Below are 16291 nucleotides of genomic sequence, written 5' to 3'. Positions count from 1 at the left end.
CGGGGCGTCGTTGATGCCGTCCCCCACCATGGCGACCTTTCGCCCCGATGCCCGAAGCCGGACGACGGCGTCTGCCTTTTCCTCGGGCCGGACCTCCGCCACCACGTCGTCCAGGTGAACCTGCCCGGCAATGGCCGCGGCCGTCTGGCGGTTGTCGCCGGTGAGCATGAGAATCCGAAGGCCCAGGCTTTTGAGCGCATCCACGGCCTCGGGGGCTTCCGGCCGCAGGGTGTCCGCCACGGCGACGACGCCGGCAATCCTTTCGTCCACGGAAAGGAGCATGACGGTCTTGCCGGCTTGCTGGAGCCGGTCGACGGCTTCCCGCGCCGGATTCAGATCGACGCCCGACGCCTCAAACCAGCCGGGTTTTCCCATGCGGCAACGGCGGCCGCCGACGGTCGCCTCGACGCCCAGGCCACCGGAGGCTTTGAAATCCGACGGGTCCGGCACGTCCATGCCCCGGTCCCGGGCTTCCTGCACAATCGCCTTGCCCAGGGGATGCTCGGAGCCCTCCTCGACGACGGCGGCCAGCATCAGCAGGGCGGTCTCGTCCGCCACGGCCGTTGGATCGATGACAACAAGGTCCGTCACCCGGGGAACCCCCTGGGTCAGGGTGCCGGTCTTGTCGAAAACGATGGTGTCGATGCGGGAGAAGGCCTCCAGGGCCTCGCCGTTTCTGAACAGGATACCCCGTTCGGCGCCCTTGCCGGTGCCGGCCATGATGGCCGTCGGGGTCGCAAGCCCCAGGGCGCAGGGACAGGCGATGACCAGCACCGCCACCAGGCGGATCATGGCCGGAACGAAATCCCCGCCCACGGCCCACCAGAGGACGAAGGTCAACAGGGCGATGACGATGACCGCCGGAACAAACACGGCGGCCGTGCGGTCCGCCAGGGCCTGGATGGGGGCCTTGCTTCCCTGGGCCTCCTGAACCATGCGGATAATCCCGGCCAGGGCCGTCTCCCGGCCCACCCGGGTCGCCCGGAAGGTCAGCATCCCCTCCCGGTTGAGGGTCCCGCCATAGACCGTGTCCCCCGGCTGCTTGTCCACGGGGATCGCCTCGCCGGTCAGCATGGATTCGTCCACGGCCGAATGCCCGGAGATGACCACCCCGTCCACGGGGACCGACCCGCCGGGCCGGACCCGGACCTCGTCCCCCACGACGACCCGGGCCAGGAGAACCTCCTGCTCCGCGCCCTCCCGCAGGACCGTCACCGTCCGGGGGGTGAGGTCCATCAGCTTGCGGATCGCCTGCCCGGTGCGGCCCTTGGTCCGGGCCTCCAGCATCTTGCCGAGCTTGATCAGGGTGATGATGACGGCCGAGGTCTCGAAATAGACATGGTGGCCCAGGACGGGGAAAAAGAGGAGAGCCAGGGAATAAAAGTAGGCGGTGGAGGAGCCCATGGCCACCAGGACATCCATGTTGGCCGTGCGGTTTTTCAGGTTTTTCCAGCTTCCGACGTAATAGTCCCACCCGGTGTAAAACTGAACCGGGGTCGCGAGGCACAGAAAGAGCCAGTTGACCCAGGACGCGTGGCTCCAGGGGCCGGTCAGGCCGAAATCCCGCGCCATGCTCAACAGAAAGAGGGGGGCGGCGAAGATCACCCCGACCTGGAATTTCCGCGTCTGGTTCCGGATCTCGGCGGACCGGGCCGCCTGTTCGGCGTCTTCCGCGTCTGCCGCGTCCGAGGCCTCGTCCGGCAAAATCGCCGTGAATCCGGCCTTGCCGATGGCGGCCGCCATCTCGTCAAGCGAGGTGCTCTCCGGCAGGTAGGCCACCGAGACCCGTTCCGAGGCGAAATTGACGGATGCATTCACCACGCCCGCCACCTTCCGGTTGAGGGTTCGCTCGATGGTCATGGCGCAGTTGGCGCAGGTCATCCCGGTGACGGGAAATTCGGCCCGGGCCGTGACCACGGAAAATCCGGCGCCCTCGATCTGTTTCACGATCCGGTCCGCCGTGACCTGCCCGGGGTCGAAGGCGACCCGCGCCCGCTCCGAGGCGAAACTGACGGCCGCCTCCGCAACGCCCGGCAGCTTCCCGAGGGTTCTTTCGATGGTATTGGCGCAGTTGGCGCAGGTCATCCCGGATATGGGCAGGGTGAGGATTCGATCGGTCACGGCATCCCCCCTACCCCGCCGGCGGGTAGTTGATCTCCTTGAGGCGCGCCAGAATCCCCGCCTCGGTGGCCGGGGCCTCCCACTGAACGGTCACCGTTTTTTCCCCGGGATTGCCGTCCACCTGGACGACGCCCGCCAGTTCGGTCAACTCGTTCCGGATGGCCGCGGTGCAGTGGCCGCAGGAGATGTTGGGTATCTTGAAGGTCTTTTCTTCCATGGCAACGCCCCTTTCCGCTTGAGGATGGATAACCGTCCGGACCGACCGCCCCTGCCTGGCCGGGGCGCGTTTAAACGATCTTTTCGCGCTTATCTTTCAAGGTAATACACCGGGACGCATTGTCCATATCCGGGCATGGCGCGGCCCGGGCCTCACGGCCGCACGCCGGCCGCCTCGAGGCAGTGCCGCCGGTAATAGGCCTGGGCCTTTTCCAGGGCCTGCGGGTCGTCCACCCCCAGGGTCTCCATCTCGTCCCTCACCAGGACGCAGCCCACCGAGAGTCCGTCGGCGTTCATGTACTCGACGATGTCCGTCAGAAAATATTCCCGGATCGCCGTCATCTTCCCGTTCCGCTCCTTCTGGACGGTCTGGGGGCGCGATTCGAGCACGGAGAGATACCGGACCAGCACCTCGCGTCGGGCGGCGTAGATGCCGGCGTTGCAGACCCCCAGGGCCGCCTGCTTCTCCGCCGGGTAGTCCCGCCAGTATTTCCACTCGGTAATTTTCAGCACCCGGTCCCCATCCGTCTCGAGAACGCCGTACTGCTTCTTGTCGGCCGGCTGAAATCCCAGGGCCGCCATGTGGTGGGTGTCGAGCGTGCCGACGAGTTTCGCATAGGTCTCCGGCCGGACGAAGGGAACGTCCCCCATGGTGATCAGGAGCCGGTCGCAGGTCTTGGATGCAAGAAACTCCCGGACGGCCAGCAAAGCCCCGCCGGTGCCGTTCAACTCCGGCTGGCGGCAGTAGGTCGGGGCGAAGGCCCGGGTCGCGTCCATGACCTCCTCCGCCCGGTGATGGACGATCACCGCCTTTTCGCCTTCCGGCAGGGACCGGAGCACATGGACCAGGATGGGCTCCCGGCCCTCGAACCGGCCCTTTTCCGGGACGAGGGGGAGCAGGGTCTTGTTCCCGTCAAAGGCGTTCATGCGGCTGCCCCTGCCGGCGGCCATCACGACCGATATCACATCTGCAGATCTCATCTTTCCTCCGTTCATTTTTTCTCCGAATCTTCCGCAGCCCCGGCGGGGCGCGCTGCGGCGCGGATGGCGATCATGACGACCGCAATGGCCGACGGGGTCATCCCGTCGATGCGGGAGGCCTGGCCCAGGGTCGTCGGCCGGATGGTCGAGAGTTTTTCCCGAATTTCGTTGGACAGGCCCGGGACGCCGCCGTATTCGAAACCCTCGGGGATCCGGATCGATTCCAGGTTCCGAAAGCGCTCGATCTCCCGGAGCTGGCGCCGGATATACCCGTCATATTTGACCTCGATCTCGACCTGCCGGGCCGCCTTTTTCGAGAGGGGGCGGGGGGCCGGCGCCAGGATGTCCACCGCCTCGTAGTCGAGCTCGGCCCGCTTGAGGAGCTGGTCCATGGTCATGCCGTTCTGGATGGGCGGGGTTCCCTTCGAGGCCAGGTACTCGTTGACGGCCGGCACGGGTTTCACGACGACCTTCCCGATCCGCGCGATCTCCGCCTCGATCCGCTGTTTGCGGTCGCGAAGCTCCCGGACGGCCTCCCCATCGACCAGACCCAGCTCGTGGCCGATCTCCATCAGCCGCATGTCCGCGTTGTCCTCCCGGAGCATGAGCCGGTATTCGGCCCTCGAGGTGAACATGCGGTAAGGTTCGCTCGTGCCCCGGGTCACCAGGTCGTCGACCATCACCCCCATGTAGGCCTGGGAACGGTCCAGGAGGAAGGGCGGCCTTCCGGTGATCCGGCACGCGGCGTTGATGCCCGCCCACAATCCCTGGGCCGCCGCCTCCTCGTACCCCGACGTGCCGTTGATCTGGCCGGCCATGTAGAGCCCCGATATCCGTTTGGTTTCCAGGGTCGGCTTGAGTTGAACCGGGTTGACGTAATCGTATTCAATGGCGTAGGCCGGCCGCATGATCTCGGCCTGCTCCAGCCCCGCCACGGACCGGACCAGTTGGATCTGCACCTCGACGGGAAGGCTGTTTCCCAGGCCGCTGGCATAGATCTCCCGGGTGTCGATGCCCTCCGGCTCCAGGATGACATGGTGGCGGCTCCGGTCCGGAAATTTGACGACCTTGTCCTCGAAGGAGGGGCAGTAGCGAGCGGACCGCCCCGTGATCCGCCCGCCGTAGAGGGCGGAGTGTTCGAGGTTGTCCAGGACGATGCGCCGGCTCAGCTCGCTGGTGTGGCCCATGTAGCTGGGAAGCTGGGGCATGGCAACCGTTTCGGTGGAAAACGAAAAGGGGGTGATGGGCTGGGACATGGGCGGCTGGACCTCGAACTGCGCAAAATCGATGCTGTCCCGGTGAAGCCTCGGGGGCGTGCCGGTCTTCATGCGGCCGAGCTGGAACCCGAGCCGCCGAAGATCGTCCGCGAGACCGTATGCGGCGAATTCCCCCGCCCGGCCCGCCTGGATGGCGCTGTAGCCGATGTGCACCAGGCCGCCCAGGAAGGTCCCGGTGGCCAGAATGACCGCCTTTGCCCGGTAGCCGAATCCCGTGTGATCCACAACGCCTGCGACCTGTCCGCCCTCCACGGCCAGGCCTTCGACCATGGCCTGTTTCAGGTCGATGCCCGGCTCGGCCTCGATCACGGATTTCATGGCCATGTGATACCGTTTTTTGTCGTTCTGGGTCCGGGAGGACTGGACCGCCGGCCCTTTTTTCGTATTCAGCACCTTGTAGCTGATGGCCGTCCGGTCGGTGATCCTGGCCATCTCGCCGCCCAGGGCGTCGACCTCCTTGACGAGCTGGCCCTTGGCCATGCCGCCGATGGACGGGCTGCACGGCATGGCCGCCACCTTGTCCAGATCGATGGCGAAGAGCAGGACCGAAAGCCCCATGCGCGCCGGCGCCAGCGCGGCCTCGCACCCGGCGTGTCCCGCGCCCACCACGATAATGTCATAGGTTTTCCCGTACACGTTCATGTCGTTCCCATATCCCGCGGATTCCTTGCGGGCGCTCCACTGCGATCCCGGTCAGTCATTCCTGCCGCATCTTTGCTGAAAAAAGGCCTACAAAAAAAGGGGAATGCCCGAACCGGCACCCCCCTTCTCTGATTCTGATAACTTGATTCGATTACATGACCGTCAGATTAATTGCCTTCCGCGGCCTTGTGGGTCTTGATTTCGACCTTCTCTTCCAGGCCGGCGTAGTACTCGCGGAGAATCTCCAGGACTTCCTCACGCCCGAAGTGATCCGGAATCGGGGTGCCCTCGGACAGGCCCTTGCGGAGCATGGTGCCGGAAAGCAGGACGCGGTCGCCCTTGCCGTGGGGGCAGGTTCTCAGGGAGGCCATGCCGTCGCACTTGGTGCAGTAGAAGGTCCAGTCGATCTTCAGCGGGGTGCAGAGCAGCGCTTTGCCGGGCTCGCTGGGGCACGGGATCTTGTCGAAGATGGTCTGGGCTTCGAACATGCCGTAGAAATCGCCGACGCCGGCGTGATCGCGGCCGATGATCATGCGGGAGACGCCGTAGTTCTGGCGGAAGGTGGCATGGAGAAGGGCCTCGCGGGGACCGGCATAGCGCATATCCAGCGGGTAGCCGCCCTGAACGACCTTATCCTGAACGAAATATCCCTTGACCAGGGCGTCGATGCAGCGCACGCGGACCTCGGCGGGAATGTCGCCGGCCTTCAGGTTGCCGACCAGGGAGTGGATGTAGACGCCGTCACACACGTCGACCGCGATCTTGGCCAGGTGCTCGTGGGAGCGGTGCATGGGGTTGCGGAGCTGCAGGGCGGCGATCTCTTTCCAGCCTCTTTCTTCGAAGATCTTGCGGGACTCGGCCGGACGCTGATAGACGCCTTTGTATTTGACCGGATATTCGCCTTCGCTCAAAACCTTGACCGGGCCGGCCAGGTTGTATTTGCCCTGGGCCATGACCATCTGGACGCCGGGGTGATCTGACAGGGCCTTGGCCAGGAAGTCTCCCTTGGAGTCCTCGCCCTCGCCCTTGTAGACCATCTCGCTCTCCCATTTCTTGTCGGCCTCGGTCATCTCGTATTTTTCGGTGATTTTCATGGTGGCGAAGATCTCGCCGTCGTTTGCCAGGGCGATCTCGTCGCCGACCTTGACGCTGTCATCATCGGTGTCGAGGGTGACGGGAACCGGCCAGAAGGTTCCGTCGGCCAGCAGGCATTTTTCACAAACCCCTTTCCAGTCCGCCTTGGTCATGAAGCCGCTCAGCGGGCTGAAGCCGCCGATGCCCATCATGATCACGTCGCCTTTGGCTCGGGCGGAAATCTCGATCTTTTTCAGGCCCGCGGCCTTCTTCATTTCACTTTCCAGTGCAGCGCCTTCCAGCAGGCAACAGACCAACCCTTTTCCTCCATGAGGCGGTACGAGTTTGGACATCCTTTCAGTCTCCTTTCAAAAAGGTTTATAGTATATTCGTCACATTTTGCCGGTGACGTCAGATCCAGCCGATACTCAGCAGTATCCTTTCGCGTCTTTTCATAAGGAACTACACTTAATCGGGAAAAAAAGATTTGTCAAGTTTAATCAAAACCCCTAATTTAATCGCCCAGGAAGATTCACTTGGAATAAAAAGCCTCCCATGATATAGATGTTCCGTTTTGGGATAACATAAATTTTTTAGGAGGCAAGATGCCTGTCAGGAAGATTGAAAAGGCCCCCTCGGCCTATGATTACCCGCTCCTCATCAAGAACCTGCTCCGCCCCCCCCTGAGATATTTTCCAGACCGGGAAATCATCTATAAAAACACGGTTCGATACAGTTATCTAACCCTTGAAAAACGCATCGCCCGGCTCGCGGCCGGATTGGAACGGATGGGCGTCCGGCAGGGAGACACCATTTCCGTGATGGAGTGGGACTCCCACCGATACCTGGAATGCTTCTTCGCCATCCCCATGATGGGATGCGTGCTCCATCCCATCAATGTCCGAAGGCCGGCCGAGAGCCTGATCCACACCATCAACCATGCCGAATCCCGGGTCCTCCTGGCCAACGCCGATTTCATTCCGGCCATCGAATCGATCCAGGACCGCCTCACCTCCCTGAAGGCCGTCATTCTCCTGGCCGACGACGATACTCATCTCGAAACATCCCTGCCGGTCACGGCCGAGTACGAGTCGATGCTCGCGCAGAGCGACGGCGTCTTTTCTTTTCCCGATTTCGATGAAAACGCCATGGCCGCCATCTTTTACAGCACCGGCGCAGCAGGCATCCCCAAAGGCGTCTGCTTCAGCCACCGCCAGCTCGTCCTGCACACCTACGGCATCATGGCGGGGCTCTGCTCGTACGGGTTCCATCCCTCGGTGAACGCCGGGGACGTCTACATGCCCCTCACCCCCATGTTCCACGTCAACGCCTGGAGCCTGTTCTACCTCTTCACGCTCCTGGGCGCCAAACAGGTCTACCCCGGGAAATACGATCCAGCGACGATCCTGAAACTGATTGCAGACGAAGGGGTCACCTTCTCCCACTGCGATCCGCCCCTGGTGCACACCCTCATCAACTGCCCCGAGATTCAATCGGCGGGCCTTTCGGGGTGGAAGGTGATCGTGGGCGGGGCCCCCCTCTCCAAATCGGTCTGCCGGACGGCCCTCTCCCTGGGCATCGATCTCTGCTCGGTCTACGGCATGGCGGAAACCGGCCCCATGCTGACGGCGGCCCTGCTCAAGCCGGAGATGCTGTCGTGGGACATCGAACGGCAGGTGGAGGTCAGGTGCCGCACCGGGCTCCCGACCCCGATGGTGGACATCGAGGTGACCGACAGAACCGGAGCCCCCCTTCCCCACGACGGCAAGAGCATCGGCGAGGTGGTGCTGCGGGCCCCGTGGCTGACCCAGGGGTATGCCAAGGACCCCGAGAAGAGCGAAAAACTCTGGGTCGACGGATGGCTCCATACCGGGGATATCGGCTTTATCGACTCCGAAGGGTATCTCCAGATCACGGACCGGACCCTCGACGCCATCAAATCGGGGGGGGAATGGATCGACGCCGTGGCCCTGGAAGACATGATCTGCCAGCATGAGGCCGTATCCGAAGCGGCGGTGACAGCCATCCCCGATGAAAAGTACGGGGAGCGGCCCCTGGCGTTCGTCGTCCTCAAGGAGGGGTACAGGGGCCGTGTTGAAGAAGAGGACCTTCGGTCGTTCCTGATCGCGCGGGTGAAGGAGGGCGGCCTCTCCAGAAGGGGGGTGCCCGACAAGATCGCCGTGGTGGACACCATCCCGACGACCAGCGTCGGGAAGATCAGCAAGAAGCAGCTGCTCAAGCAGCACAAATCTACCTTCAGCCTGGAAGACGGCCCCTGATCTCAAACCGCTGCCGGGCCTCCCGACGCCGCTTCACCCGGAACCAGAGGTTGAGAAGCCATACCGCCGCCACCGCGCTGATCAGCCGGGGCACCCAGAGCCAGAATGCGCCGATCCCCAGAGGAAGGAAGAGGGACGGGTCCTCGATGACGGCGTGGTTGATGCCGATGGACAGGTGGAGCCGCGTCAGGTCGTCCGCATCGAAATCGCTCTCCTTGGCCTCCTCGACAATCACGGCGGCGCCGTAGGTGATGCCGAAAAGGCAGGCGGTCAGCCACAGCATCCCCACCCGGCGGTCAAGCCCCATGAACCGAACGGCGGGCTGGAGGACCGCGATCAGGCGCGAGATCAGTTGGAACGCCTTCATGGTTTCCAGGGTCACCATGATGGCCACGATGATGGCCAGGATCTTCACGCTGAGCCATCCCATCCCGGCGGCCCAGTTTCCGAGGATTTCGAGAAACGGCGCCGTCCGGCTTCGGGCGAGCCCGTCGGAGAGGGCGATCGCGGTGTCGGACGGCAGGAACCGGGCCGTGACCATCACCGTGACGATGGAGGCGGCCAGCCGGAAAACCGTCGCCAGCAGGGGGTTGATGCCCGATTTTCCCTGGATGATGCCCTCCTGAATCAGGTTGTGGGATATCAACAGGAAAATCGCCGTGAGGGTCATCTGATCGAGGGTCATGGGCAAAACGGCCATGGCCGCCACCGCGCCGTAAATGCCCGTCAGAAGCCCGATGATCAGGGGCAGGGCCGCCACGGCCGGGAGGCTCAGGACCTTCATGAGCGGGGTGAGCAGAAAATCGATCTTCCCGATGACGCCGCCGGCGTCCAGAAGCAGGGTAAAAAACGAGATGGGGATCAGGATTTTGAGGATCCAGAGGAACCCGAAGAACCCTTTTTTCATCCCCGCGCGGGCGGCCGACAAGAGCCGCGTTCGAATATCATTCATCAAAACTTTTCCTTACCATTCATGAACCCGTACCCCCTCATGACAGGCGGCCCCGCAAAAATCGAGATCAAGCCCGGGGCTCCCTGCAACCGCGGCGCATTTGCAGAAGGCCGCACCGACAGGGGATTCGCGCAACACAGATATCGGACTTTTCAGGGAGCCGTCAAGACACATTCATGAAAATGTTCGCAGGCGGGCCGGAACCGACCCTGCCCCCATCCATCTCCGTCGTCATCCCGGTCCTGCATGAATCCGGCGGGATCAACCGCCTGTTGGCCCATCTCACCCGCCTTCCCTGTGCCGGAAACCTGGAGATCATCGTGGTTGACGGCGCCCCTTCGGCTGAAACGATCGAGGCGATCCGGGATCCGCGGGTTCGGAAAGTCCGCTCCGGCCGGGGTCGGGGCATTCAGATGAACGCCGGCGCCCGGGAGGCTTCCGGGGATATCCTGCTGTTCCTGCACGCGGACACCCGCCTTCCCCCCAGCGGCCCGGCCGATATCGCCCGGGCCATGCGCTCCTCGTCGGCTGTCGGCGGGGCTTTCAGCCTGTCCATCGACTCCCGATGCCCCTGCTACCGGGTGATCGAGACCACGGCGACCCTCAGATCCCGGATCACCCGCGTCCCCTACGGCGACCAGGCCATTTTCATCCGACGCGGATATTTCCTGCGCATCGGCGGGTTTGCGGCCTTCCCGATCCTGGAGGATGTTGAATTGATGCGGCGTATCAAGAAGACCGGGGAGAGGATCGTGCTGCTCTCCCCGCGGGTGAGGACGTCGGCCCGCCGCTGGGAGAGGACCGGGATCTTTCGCAACACCCTCCGGAACTGGCTGATCCTGATCCTGTTCCGGATGGGGGTTCCGGCCGAACGGCTGGACCGCTTCTACCGGTGACGGGGACAAGCCTACATGAGGTAAAACCCCAGGGCCTTGTCGTAGACATTGTGGGGATCAATGGAAAAGAACTCCATCCCCAGGAACTGCCCCATGATGGACCGTACCACCGCATCCTTTCGAATGAGGGTTTTCTTCTCGTCATCCAGCCGGAACTCCACCATCACCTTGTCCCCCACTGCAATCGGCGACTCTTTCAGGAGCTGGACCTTCATCCCCTTGCGGGATAAATCGCAGATCTTGACCTCCGCCTGCACCGTGCCCCCCTGAAGCAGGCATGTCCCGTCGAAATCGACGGCCCTTCTATAGTACTCCCGCCGCTCGAGGAGGACCTTGAAGGCATGCGTGCAGGAGCATTTCACCTTGAAGCGGACATGACGATCGAGCTTGGTATAGTTCTTGACGTCCACGAGCCTCACCTCGTGGCATTCCGGGCACTTGATGATGGCCTTTCCCTCGCTGTCGATAAATGCCTTTACCTCGTTCATCCGTACACCCTTACATCACAAAGACACCCGGCAATGCGCCGTGCGAGGTTACGAAATTCTCCGGAACCGCTGTCAGGAAATTCTGGGCTTCAGCGCCTCACGAGGCATTGAAGGTGATTCAAGCAATTGAAGTCGAAAGATGCGCAATTTCGGCAAGAAAAGGCATTCCGGAAGCTTCCGCGCCTGAAAACCGGCCCCCGTGCAGGCTTCGGGCATCGGCAGGAAGCCCTGCCAATCCGCGGGATATGGCGCGGTGATCTCCTGAGAAGACCCTTACAGCGGAACCACGAATTTGCGAATGTATTTATAATACATCGGAAAATCCTTTACAAATAAAAAATTCACCCGGAAAGGCTGAAGATGCGCTCAGTCCGTGGCGTACGGATCATTTCTTGACCCGCCATGCATATTTATGTATACTTTGGCCATTTTCGACTCAAAACACGTCCCGGCGACCCGCTGCCCTCCCCGCGAGGATGCCGTCTGATCGACGGGGCTTCTCCAGAGCCGAATGGTCCCGACGCCCCAGCCGGGGCGACCCGAATAGCACCAGTCATCCCTATGCGCACCTCCTATGGTCTGACCTGCAGACACTGGCGGGGGCACCCGGGTGGATCGCACAAATCCATTATGCGACGGGCGGCATCCCCGGATACTGGACCGGGCATGGAACCGGATATGGAATCGGAACCGGGCAGGGTGGACCACCAGAAATGCGGAAGACGGCATGGCGGGCATCCCGCCGCAATCAAGCATCGGAGACGGACGCAGGGAAAAGGGTACCCAGATGTTGAACGACCGGCTTATCAAGACCATCGCATCCAAGATCGATCAGTTGCCCACGCTGCCGGGGATTGCCATGAAGCTGCTCGATGCCGTCAGGAAGAAAGAACCGGACATCGGTGAAATCGACAGGATCATCTCCAGCGACGCCGTCCTCACCACCAAGATCCTCAAGCTCGCCAATTCCCCCTTTTACGGGTTCAAATTTAAAATCACGACCATTCAGCGCGCCATCAGCATGCTCGGGCTCAACACGATCAAGAGCCTGGCCCTGAGCTTCAGCGTCACGACGACCTACTACAATAAAAACGTCAAGGGCATCAACTATACCCAGTTCTGGAAGGATTCCATCGTCGGCGCGGTTTCCGCCAAACTGCTGGCGGAGAAAATCAGCCCCGCGCTCTCCGCCGACGCCTTCTTCATGGGGCTCCTGAAAGACATGGGCGCCCTCACCCTGGCCTACGGCCTGCCTGAAGCATACGCGCAGGTGGTCTCCGCGGTCGAGGACGGCGAGAGCCTCCATGAAGCCGAGACAAGGGTGCTGGGGTTCAACCACATGGAGATGGGAGAATACCTGGCCAATTCATGGGGGCTTCCGGAGAATTTTTGCATCCCCATCGGGTGCCACCACTTCCCTGAAAAAGTTGCGGACCCCCAAATAGAGGACATCGTGACCCGGTCCCGGCTGCTCCATCTGGCCTCCCTGTTCACCGAACTCCTCAACGCCTCCGAGATGGTTTTCCTGCTGGGCTCCCTTCAGCAGTTGACCCAGGCGTACGGCTTCAGCGGGAATCTGGACTGCGCCCGGATGGCCGAGGAAATCAACACCCAGACCCGGGAGATCCTTCCGATCTTCGACATTCAGTTCAAGGATGACCGGGACCTGTCCCAGCTCCTTGAAAAGGCGAAGTCCGAGCTGGCCAACCTGTCCCTGGAGCTGATCACGAGCCTTGCTGCAAAAGATAAGGAGGTGGAATTTTTTCGTGAACAGGCAACCCTGGACGGCTTGACGGCCATCAGCAACTACAAGGGATTCTGCGAGGGCCTGGACCGGGAAATGAGCCGGGCCCAGCGGTATAAAAAGCCCCTCTCTCTCATTTTCTCCGACATCGACCATTTCAAGAAGGTCAACGACACTTACGGCCATCTTGCCGGGGATGAGGCCTTGAAGACGGTCGTCCTCCGCATGAAAAAAGAACTGCGTCAATCCGACTATATCGCCCGGTACGGCGGGGAGGAGTTTGCGGTCATCCTGCCTGAAACCGATTCGGACGACGCCATGTGGGTCGCCGAGCGCCTCAGAAAAAAAATCGAAATCGAAAGCGTCTCGTATCAGGAGGCGCGGTTCTCGGTGACCATGAGTTTCGGCGTGGCGTCCCTTCTCATGGGGCAAAGCCTATCCAGGGAGGGGTTCATCAAGCTGGCCGATGATGCCCTCTACCAGGCCAAAAAGGCCGGAAGGAACCGCTGCTGCTTATCGGAATGAAATCCGGAATGCCGGCTGGGGGAAGCAATACGCCCCCGGTCGGCCGGCACACCGCATGAAATTGCACCCCCCCTCCCTGCTGGCCCCTGCGCCGGGCCGATCCGGCGGCACCCGGAGAAAAAAACTTCTTGACACCCATGGATTGATTGCGAAAAAGATATCGTCCGGGACCAGGAGGCATCGGCGGATCGGGTGCCGGATGCCATGTTTTTTTACCTGTTTCATCTGTTTTTCCAACATCTCCGCTGAAACGGCGGCAATGCCCTCCCACGGGATGCCGCACCGGAGGACTGCCCGGCCGGAGCCGGGACGCGCCGCGGCGGGGACACATTCGACAGCATACGAAAGGAAGACGCATGTCTGAACACGTCAAACTGATATGGCGGGACAACACCTACGAGCTGCCTGTCATCACCGGGTCTGAGGGGGAGAGGGCCATTGATATTTCAAAGCTCCGTCAGATGACCGGCATGATCACCCTGGATTCGGGATTTGCCAACACCGGAAGCTGCAAGAGCGCCATCACCTTCATGGACGGGGAGCGCGGCATCCTGAGGTACCGCGGCTATCCCATCGAAGAGCTGGCGGAGCACTCCTCCTTCCGCGAGGTCGCCTACCTGCTCATCAACGGCGAGCTGCCCAACCGAAAGCAGATCACCCGGTTTTCGGTCCTCCTGAACGATCACTCCCTGGTCCACGAGGACATGCGGTCGTTTTTCGGGAGCTTCCCGAGGGCGTCCCATCCCATGGGGATCCTCTCCTCCATGGTCAACACCCTGAAAAGCTTCTATCCCTATCTCGAGGGCGAGGAGGAGCTGAACATCACCGTCGCCCGACTCATCTCAAAGATCCGGACGCTGGCCGCCATGTCCTACAAAATATCCAAAGGGCATACGGTGGTCTATCCCCGACCGGACCTCTCCTATTGTGAAAACTTCCTCAACATGATGTTCAACAGCCCGGTCCGGCCGTATGAAATCGATGCGGATGTCGTCCAGGCCCTCTCCGTTTTTCTGATCCTTCACGCCGATCACGAGCAGAACTGCTCGACCTCCACGGTCCGTATGGTGGGCAGCGGCCGGGTCAACCTTTATGCGTCCATATCCGCGGGGGTCTCCGCCCTCTGGGGCCCCCTCCACGGCGGCGCGAACCAGGCGGTCATCGAAATGCTGACCAATATCGTCGAAAACAACATCCCCCTGAAAGAGGTGCTGTCCCGTGCCAGGGACAAGGCGGACCCCTTCCGCCTCATGGGGTTCGGGCACCGCGTCTACAAGACCTACGACCCCCGCACCAGGATCATGAAAAAGATGTGCGACCGCATCCTGACCAAACTGAACATCCATGACCCGCTGCTCGACGTGGCCAAGGAGCTGGAGGAGATCGCGGTCCGGGACAGCTATTTCATCGACCACAACCTCTACCCCAACATCGATTTTTACAGCGGCATCGTCCTGAGGGCCATTGGCATCCCCACCAACATGTTCACCGTCATGTTCGCCATCGGGAGGCTTCCGGGATGGATCGCCCAGTGGAAGGAGAGCATGGACGACCCGGAATGGCGGCTGAACCGCCCCCGCCAGGTCTATACCGGGCCGACCCTGCGGCAATATATTCCCATCGACAACCGCCAGCCTGTTTGCTAAAAAGCGACATCGGAGACCCGACCCAAGGGAGCATTTCATCATGACAGAACCAGTGCTGCGAAATATCGAAAAACCCGATGCCATCCGGCGGGAATTCCTGGACCCCGTCGACTACCAGTACAAGGGCCGCCGGGACATTCATATCGAAATCCGCCAGCCCGAATTCACCTCGGTATGCCCCATGACGGGGCTTCCGGATTTCGGAACCATCATCATCCGGTATCACCCCGATGAGAAGATCGTGGAACTGAAGTCCCTGAAATTTTATCTGCTCCAATACCGCAATGTCGGGATCTTTTACGAGCATGTGGTCAACCGGATCCTGGATGACCTGGTTGCGGCGGTGAAACCCAAACGCATGGAGATCACCGGAGACTTTACCCCGAGGGGGGGCATTTCAACCGTCGTCACCGCCCTGTACGAAAAACCGGCGTGATCTGAGTGAGAGAAGGTATCCCATGACAAGCCATGTTTCAGCCCGGATAGAAAAGACACCCCTGAAACGCATGCTGATGATTGCCGCGGCGGTGCTTCTGGCCCTCTGCCTGGGCGGATGTACCACGGTGAAAAAACAGGCGAAAAAAATCACCCGAGCCCTTCCCTTCGCCGGGGAGCGCCTGCGGAAAAAGGTGGTTGTCGTTCCCTTCGCCAACACGACCTTCATTTCCGATCAGGACATGCAGCCGCTCTTCACGAACCTGTTCATCGACCTCCTTTCGACGGACTGCGGCAGCATCCTGTGGGTGAAGCCCGGCGACCCCGATTACCCCGCGGCGATCGACCAGGTTCCCCGGCTGACGTCAGGACGGATCGACAACCTGGCCCTTGCGGAGATGGGCCGGGCCATGGGCGCCAATGCCTTTCTTCTGGGGAATGTCGTCAGCGTCGACGCCGAGGAAAAGGAAAAAGGGTTTTTCATTTTTCGAGACACCCACTACTACGAATCGGCCCAGGTCGGATTTCAGGTCTATGATACGGGCACCGGCGCCAAACTCATGGATGAGAGCCTGAAAGAGTCCCTGGAGGTGGACGGCGCCGAATTCGATGCCATCCTGGCCAAGGACCTGAAGGCCATGTATGAGTTGGGCGAGACCATGGGGCGGATCGCCGCAAACGGCGCCGAACAGGTCTGCGAAACCCTTCAGAAGAACCCCTGGCAGGGGTATGTGGTCGCGGTTCAGGAGGGCAAGGTCATTCTCTCGTCAGGCCGGGAAATCGGCCTGAAGGCGGGGGATGTCCTGAAGGTGTACCGGGTCGGAGAGATCTTCGAGGGGAAAGACGGGCAGCGTTTCATCGTTCCGGGATCCCTTGCCGGAGAGATCGAAATCACCGCCGTTGCGGACGGTCGGGCCGAGGCCCGGCCGGTGGAGGGCGCGGACGTGGCGGCGGGATACGCCGTCAGGCTCTGATCGCGAAGGCGCAGGCCCGGAAAAAGCCCTCCCGCCGGGTG

General features: G+C 61.6%; 13 protein-coding genes. 6 read left to right on the top strand and 7 right to left on the bottom strand.

From position 1 onward, the window contains the following. From ACEW8N_RS07865 to sat, 5 genes are all read right to left on the bottom strand, one after another. A partial coding sequence (locus ACEW8N_RS07865; RefSeq protein ID WP_373499254.1) for a heavy metal translocating P-type ATPase occupies window positions 1-2121 on the bottom strand: 2121 nt, incomplete at its 3' end. Window positions 2122-2131: 10 nt separating this feature from the next. Then, window positions 2132-2338, bottom strand: coding sequence for a heavy-metal-associated domain-containing protein (locus ACEW8N_RS07860; RefSeq protein ID WP_373499253.1), 207 nt, complete (start codon window positions 2336-2338; stop codon window positions 2132-2134). Between the two features lie 152 nt (window positions 2339-2490). Further along, window positions 2491-3318, bottom strand: coding sequence for an NTP transferase domain-containing protein (locus ACEW8N_RS07855; RefSeq protein ID WP_373499252.1), 828 nt, complete (start codon window positions 3316-3318; stop codon window positions 2491-2493). An 11-nt stretch (window positions 3319-3329) separates the two neighbouring features. Further along, complete coding sequence (gene mnmG, locus ACEW8N_RS07850; RefSeq protein WP_373499251.1) at window positions 3330-5237, bottom strand: tRNA uridine-5-carboxymethylaminomethyl(34) synthesis enzyme MnmG; 1908 nt, start codon at window positions 5235-5237, stop codon at window positions 3330-3332. Between the two features lie 167 nt (window positions 5238-5404). Further along, window positions 5405-6664 (bottom strand): sulfate adenylyltransferase, encoded by a 1260-nt coding sequence (gene sat / locus ACEW8N_RS07845; protein WP_373499250.1) that lies wholly within the window; start codon window positions 6662-6664, stop codon window positions 5405-5407. A gap of 252 nt (window positions 6665-6916) precedes the next feature. On the opposite strand from sat, the gene ACEW8N_RS07840 reads away from it, so the two are divergent. Then, a complete protein-coding gene (locus tag ACEW8N_RS07840) occupies window positions 6917-8590 on the top strand; it encodes a fatty acid--CoA ligase (protein WP_373499249.1) in 1674 nt (557 codons plus the stop codon). On the opposite strand, the gene ACEW8N_RS07835 is transcribed toward ACEW8N_RS07840, so the two are convergent. Then, complete coding sequence (locus tag ACEW8N_RS07835) at window positions 8568-9542, bottom strand: iron transporter (protein ID WP_373499248.1); 975 nt, start codon at window positions 9540-9542, stop codon at window positions 8568-8570. The two genes, ACEW8N_RS07840 and ACEW8N_RS07835, sit on opposite strands and share 23 nt — an antisense overlap. Before the next feature lie 176 nt (window positions 9543-9718). Between ACEW8N_RS07835 and ACEW8N_RS07830 the strand changes: the two genes are divergently transcribed. Next, a complete protein-coding gene (locus ACEW8N_RS07830; protein WP_373499247.1) occupies window positions 9719-10438 on the top strand; it encodes a TIGR04283 family arsenosugar biosynthesis glycosyltransferase in 720 nt (239 codons plus the stop codon). Between the two features lie 11 nt (window positions 10439-10449). Here the strand turns inward: ACEW8N_RS07830 and ACEW8N_RS07825 are convergent, their stop codons facing one another. Beyond that, on the bottom strand, window positions 10450-10926 hold the full coding sequence (locus tag ACEW8N_RS07825) for a PilZ domain-containing protein (RefSeq protein WP_373499246.1): 477 nt from the start codon (window positions 10924-10926) through the stop codon (window positions 10450-10452). Window positions 10927-11653: 727 nt separating this feature from the next. Between ACEW8N_RS07825 and ACEW8N_RS07820 the strand changes: the two genes are divergently transcribed. From ACEW8N_RS07820 to ACEW8N_RS07805, 4 genes are all read left to right on the top strand, one after another. After that, complete coding sequence (locus ACEW8N_RS07820) at window positions 11654-13195, top strand: HDOD domain-containing protein (RefSeq protein ID WP_373499245.1); 1542 nt, start codon at window positions 11654-11656, stop codon at window positions 13193-13195. 356 nt (window positions 13196-13551) lie between these two features. Continuing rightward, entirely contained in the window at window positions 13552-14841 is a 1290-nt protein-coding gene (locus ACEW8N_RS07815; RefSeq protein WP_373499244.1) for a citrate synthase, read from the top strand. A gap of 40 nt (window positions 14842-14881) precedes the next feature. Further along, entirely contained in the window at window positions 14882-15277 is a 396-nt protein-coding gene (gene queF, locus ACEW8N_RS07810; RefSeq protein WP_373499243.1) for a preQ(1) synthase, read from the top strand. 22 nt (window positions 15278-15299) lie between these two features. After that, window positions 15300-16250 (top strand): hypothetical protein, encoded by a 951-nt coding sequence (locus ACEW8N_RS07805; RefSeq protein ID WP_373499242.1) that lies wholly within the window; start codon window positions 15300-15302, stop codon window positions 16248-16250. Window positions 16251-16291: the final 41 nt, after the last annotated feature.

It is taken from the genome of Desulfococcus sp., from assembly GCF_041737845.1.
Lineage (GTDB): Bacteria > Desulfobacterota > Desulfobacteria > Desulfobacterales > Desulfococcaceae > Desulfococcus.
This window is presented reverse-complemented; position numbering and strand designations above follow the sequence as displayed.

Coding starts and splice junctions, on each gene's coding strand:
- ACEW8N_RS07820 (WP_373499245.1), top strand. CDS start 11,654: ATGGCGGGCATCCCGCCGCAATCAAGCATCGGAGACGGACGCAGGGAA.
- ACEW8N_RS07825 (WP_373499246.1), bottom strand. CDS start 10,926: ATGAACGAGGTAAAGGCATTTATCGACAGCGAGGGAAAGGCCATCATC.
- ACEW8N_RS07815 (WP_373499244.1), top strand. CDS start 13,552: ATGTCTGAACACGTCAAACTGATATGGCGGGACAACACCTACGAGCTG.
- ACEW8N_RS07830 (WP_373499247.1), top strand. CDS start 9,719: ATGAAAATGTTCGCAGGCGGGCCGGAACCGACCCTGCCCCCATCCATC.
- mnmG (WP_373499251.1), bottom strand. CDS start 5,237: ATGAACGTGTACGGGAAAACCTATGACATTATCGTGGTGGGCGCGGGA.
- ACEW8N_RS07805 (WP_373499242.1), top strand. CDS start 15,300: ATGACAAGCCATGTTTCAGCCCGGATAGAAAAGACACCCCTGAAACGC.
- ACEW8N_RS07840 (WP_373499249.1), top strand. CDS start 6,917: ATGCCTGTCAGGAAGATTGAAAAGGCCCCCTCGGCCTATGATTACCCG.
- sat (WP_373499250.1), bottom strand. CDS start 6,664: ATGTCCAAACTCGTACCGCCTCATGGAGGAAAAGGGTTGGTCTGTTGC.
- ACEW8N_RS07860 (WP_373499253.1), bottom strand. CDS start 2,338: ATGGAAGAAAAGACCTTCAAGATACCCAACATCTCCTGCGGCCACTGC.
- queF (WP_373499243.1), top strand. CDS start 14,882: ATGACAGAACCAGTGCTGCGAAATATCGAAAAACCCGATGCCATCCGG.
- ACEW8N_RS07835 (WP_373499248.1), bottom strand. CDS start 9,542: ATGAATGATATTCGAACGCGGCTCTTGTCGGCCGCCCGCGCGGGGATG.
- ACEW8N_RS07855 (WP_373499252.1), bottom strand. CDS start 3,318: ATGAGATCTGCAGATGTGATATCGGTCGTGATGGCCGCCGGCAGGGGC.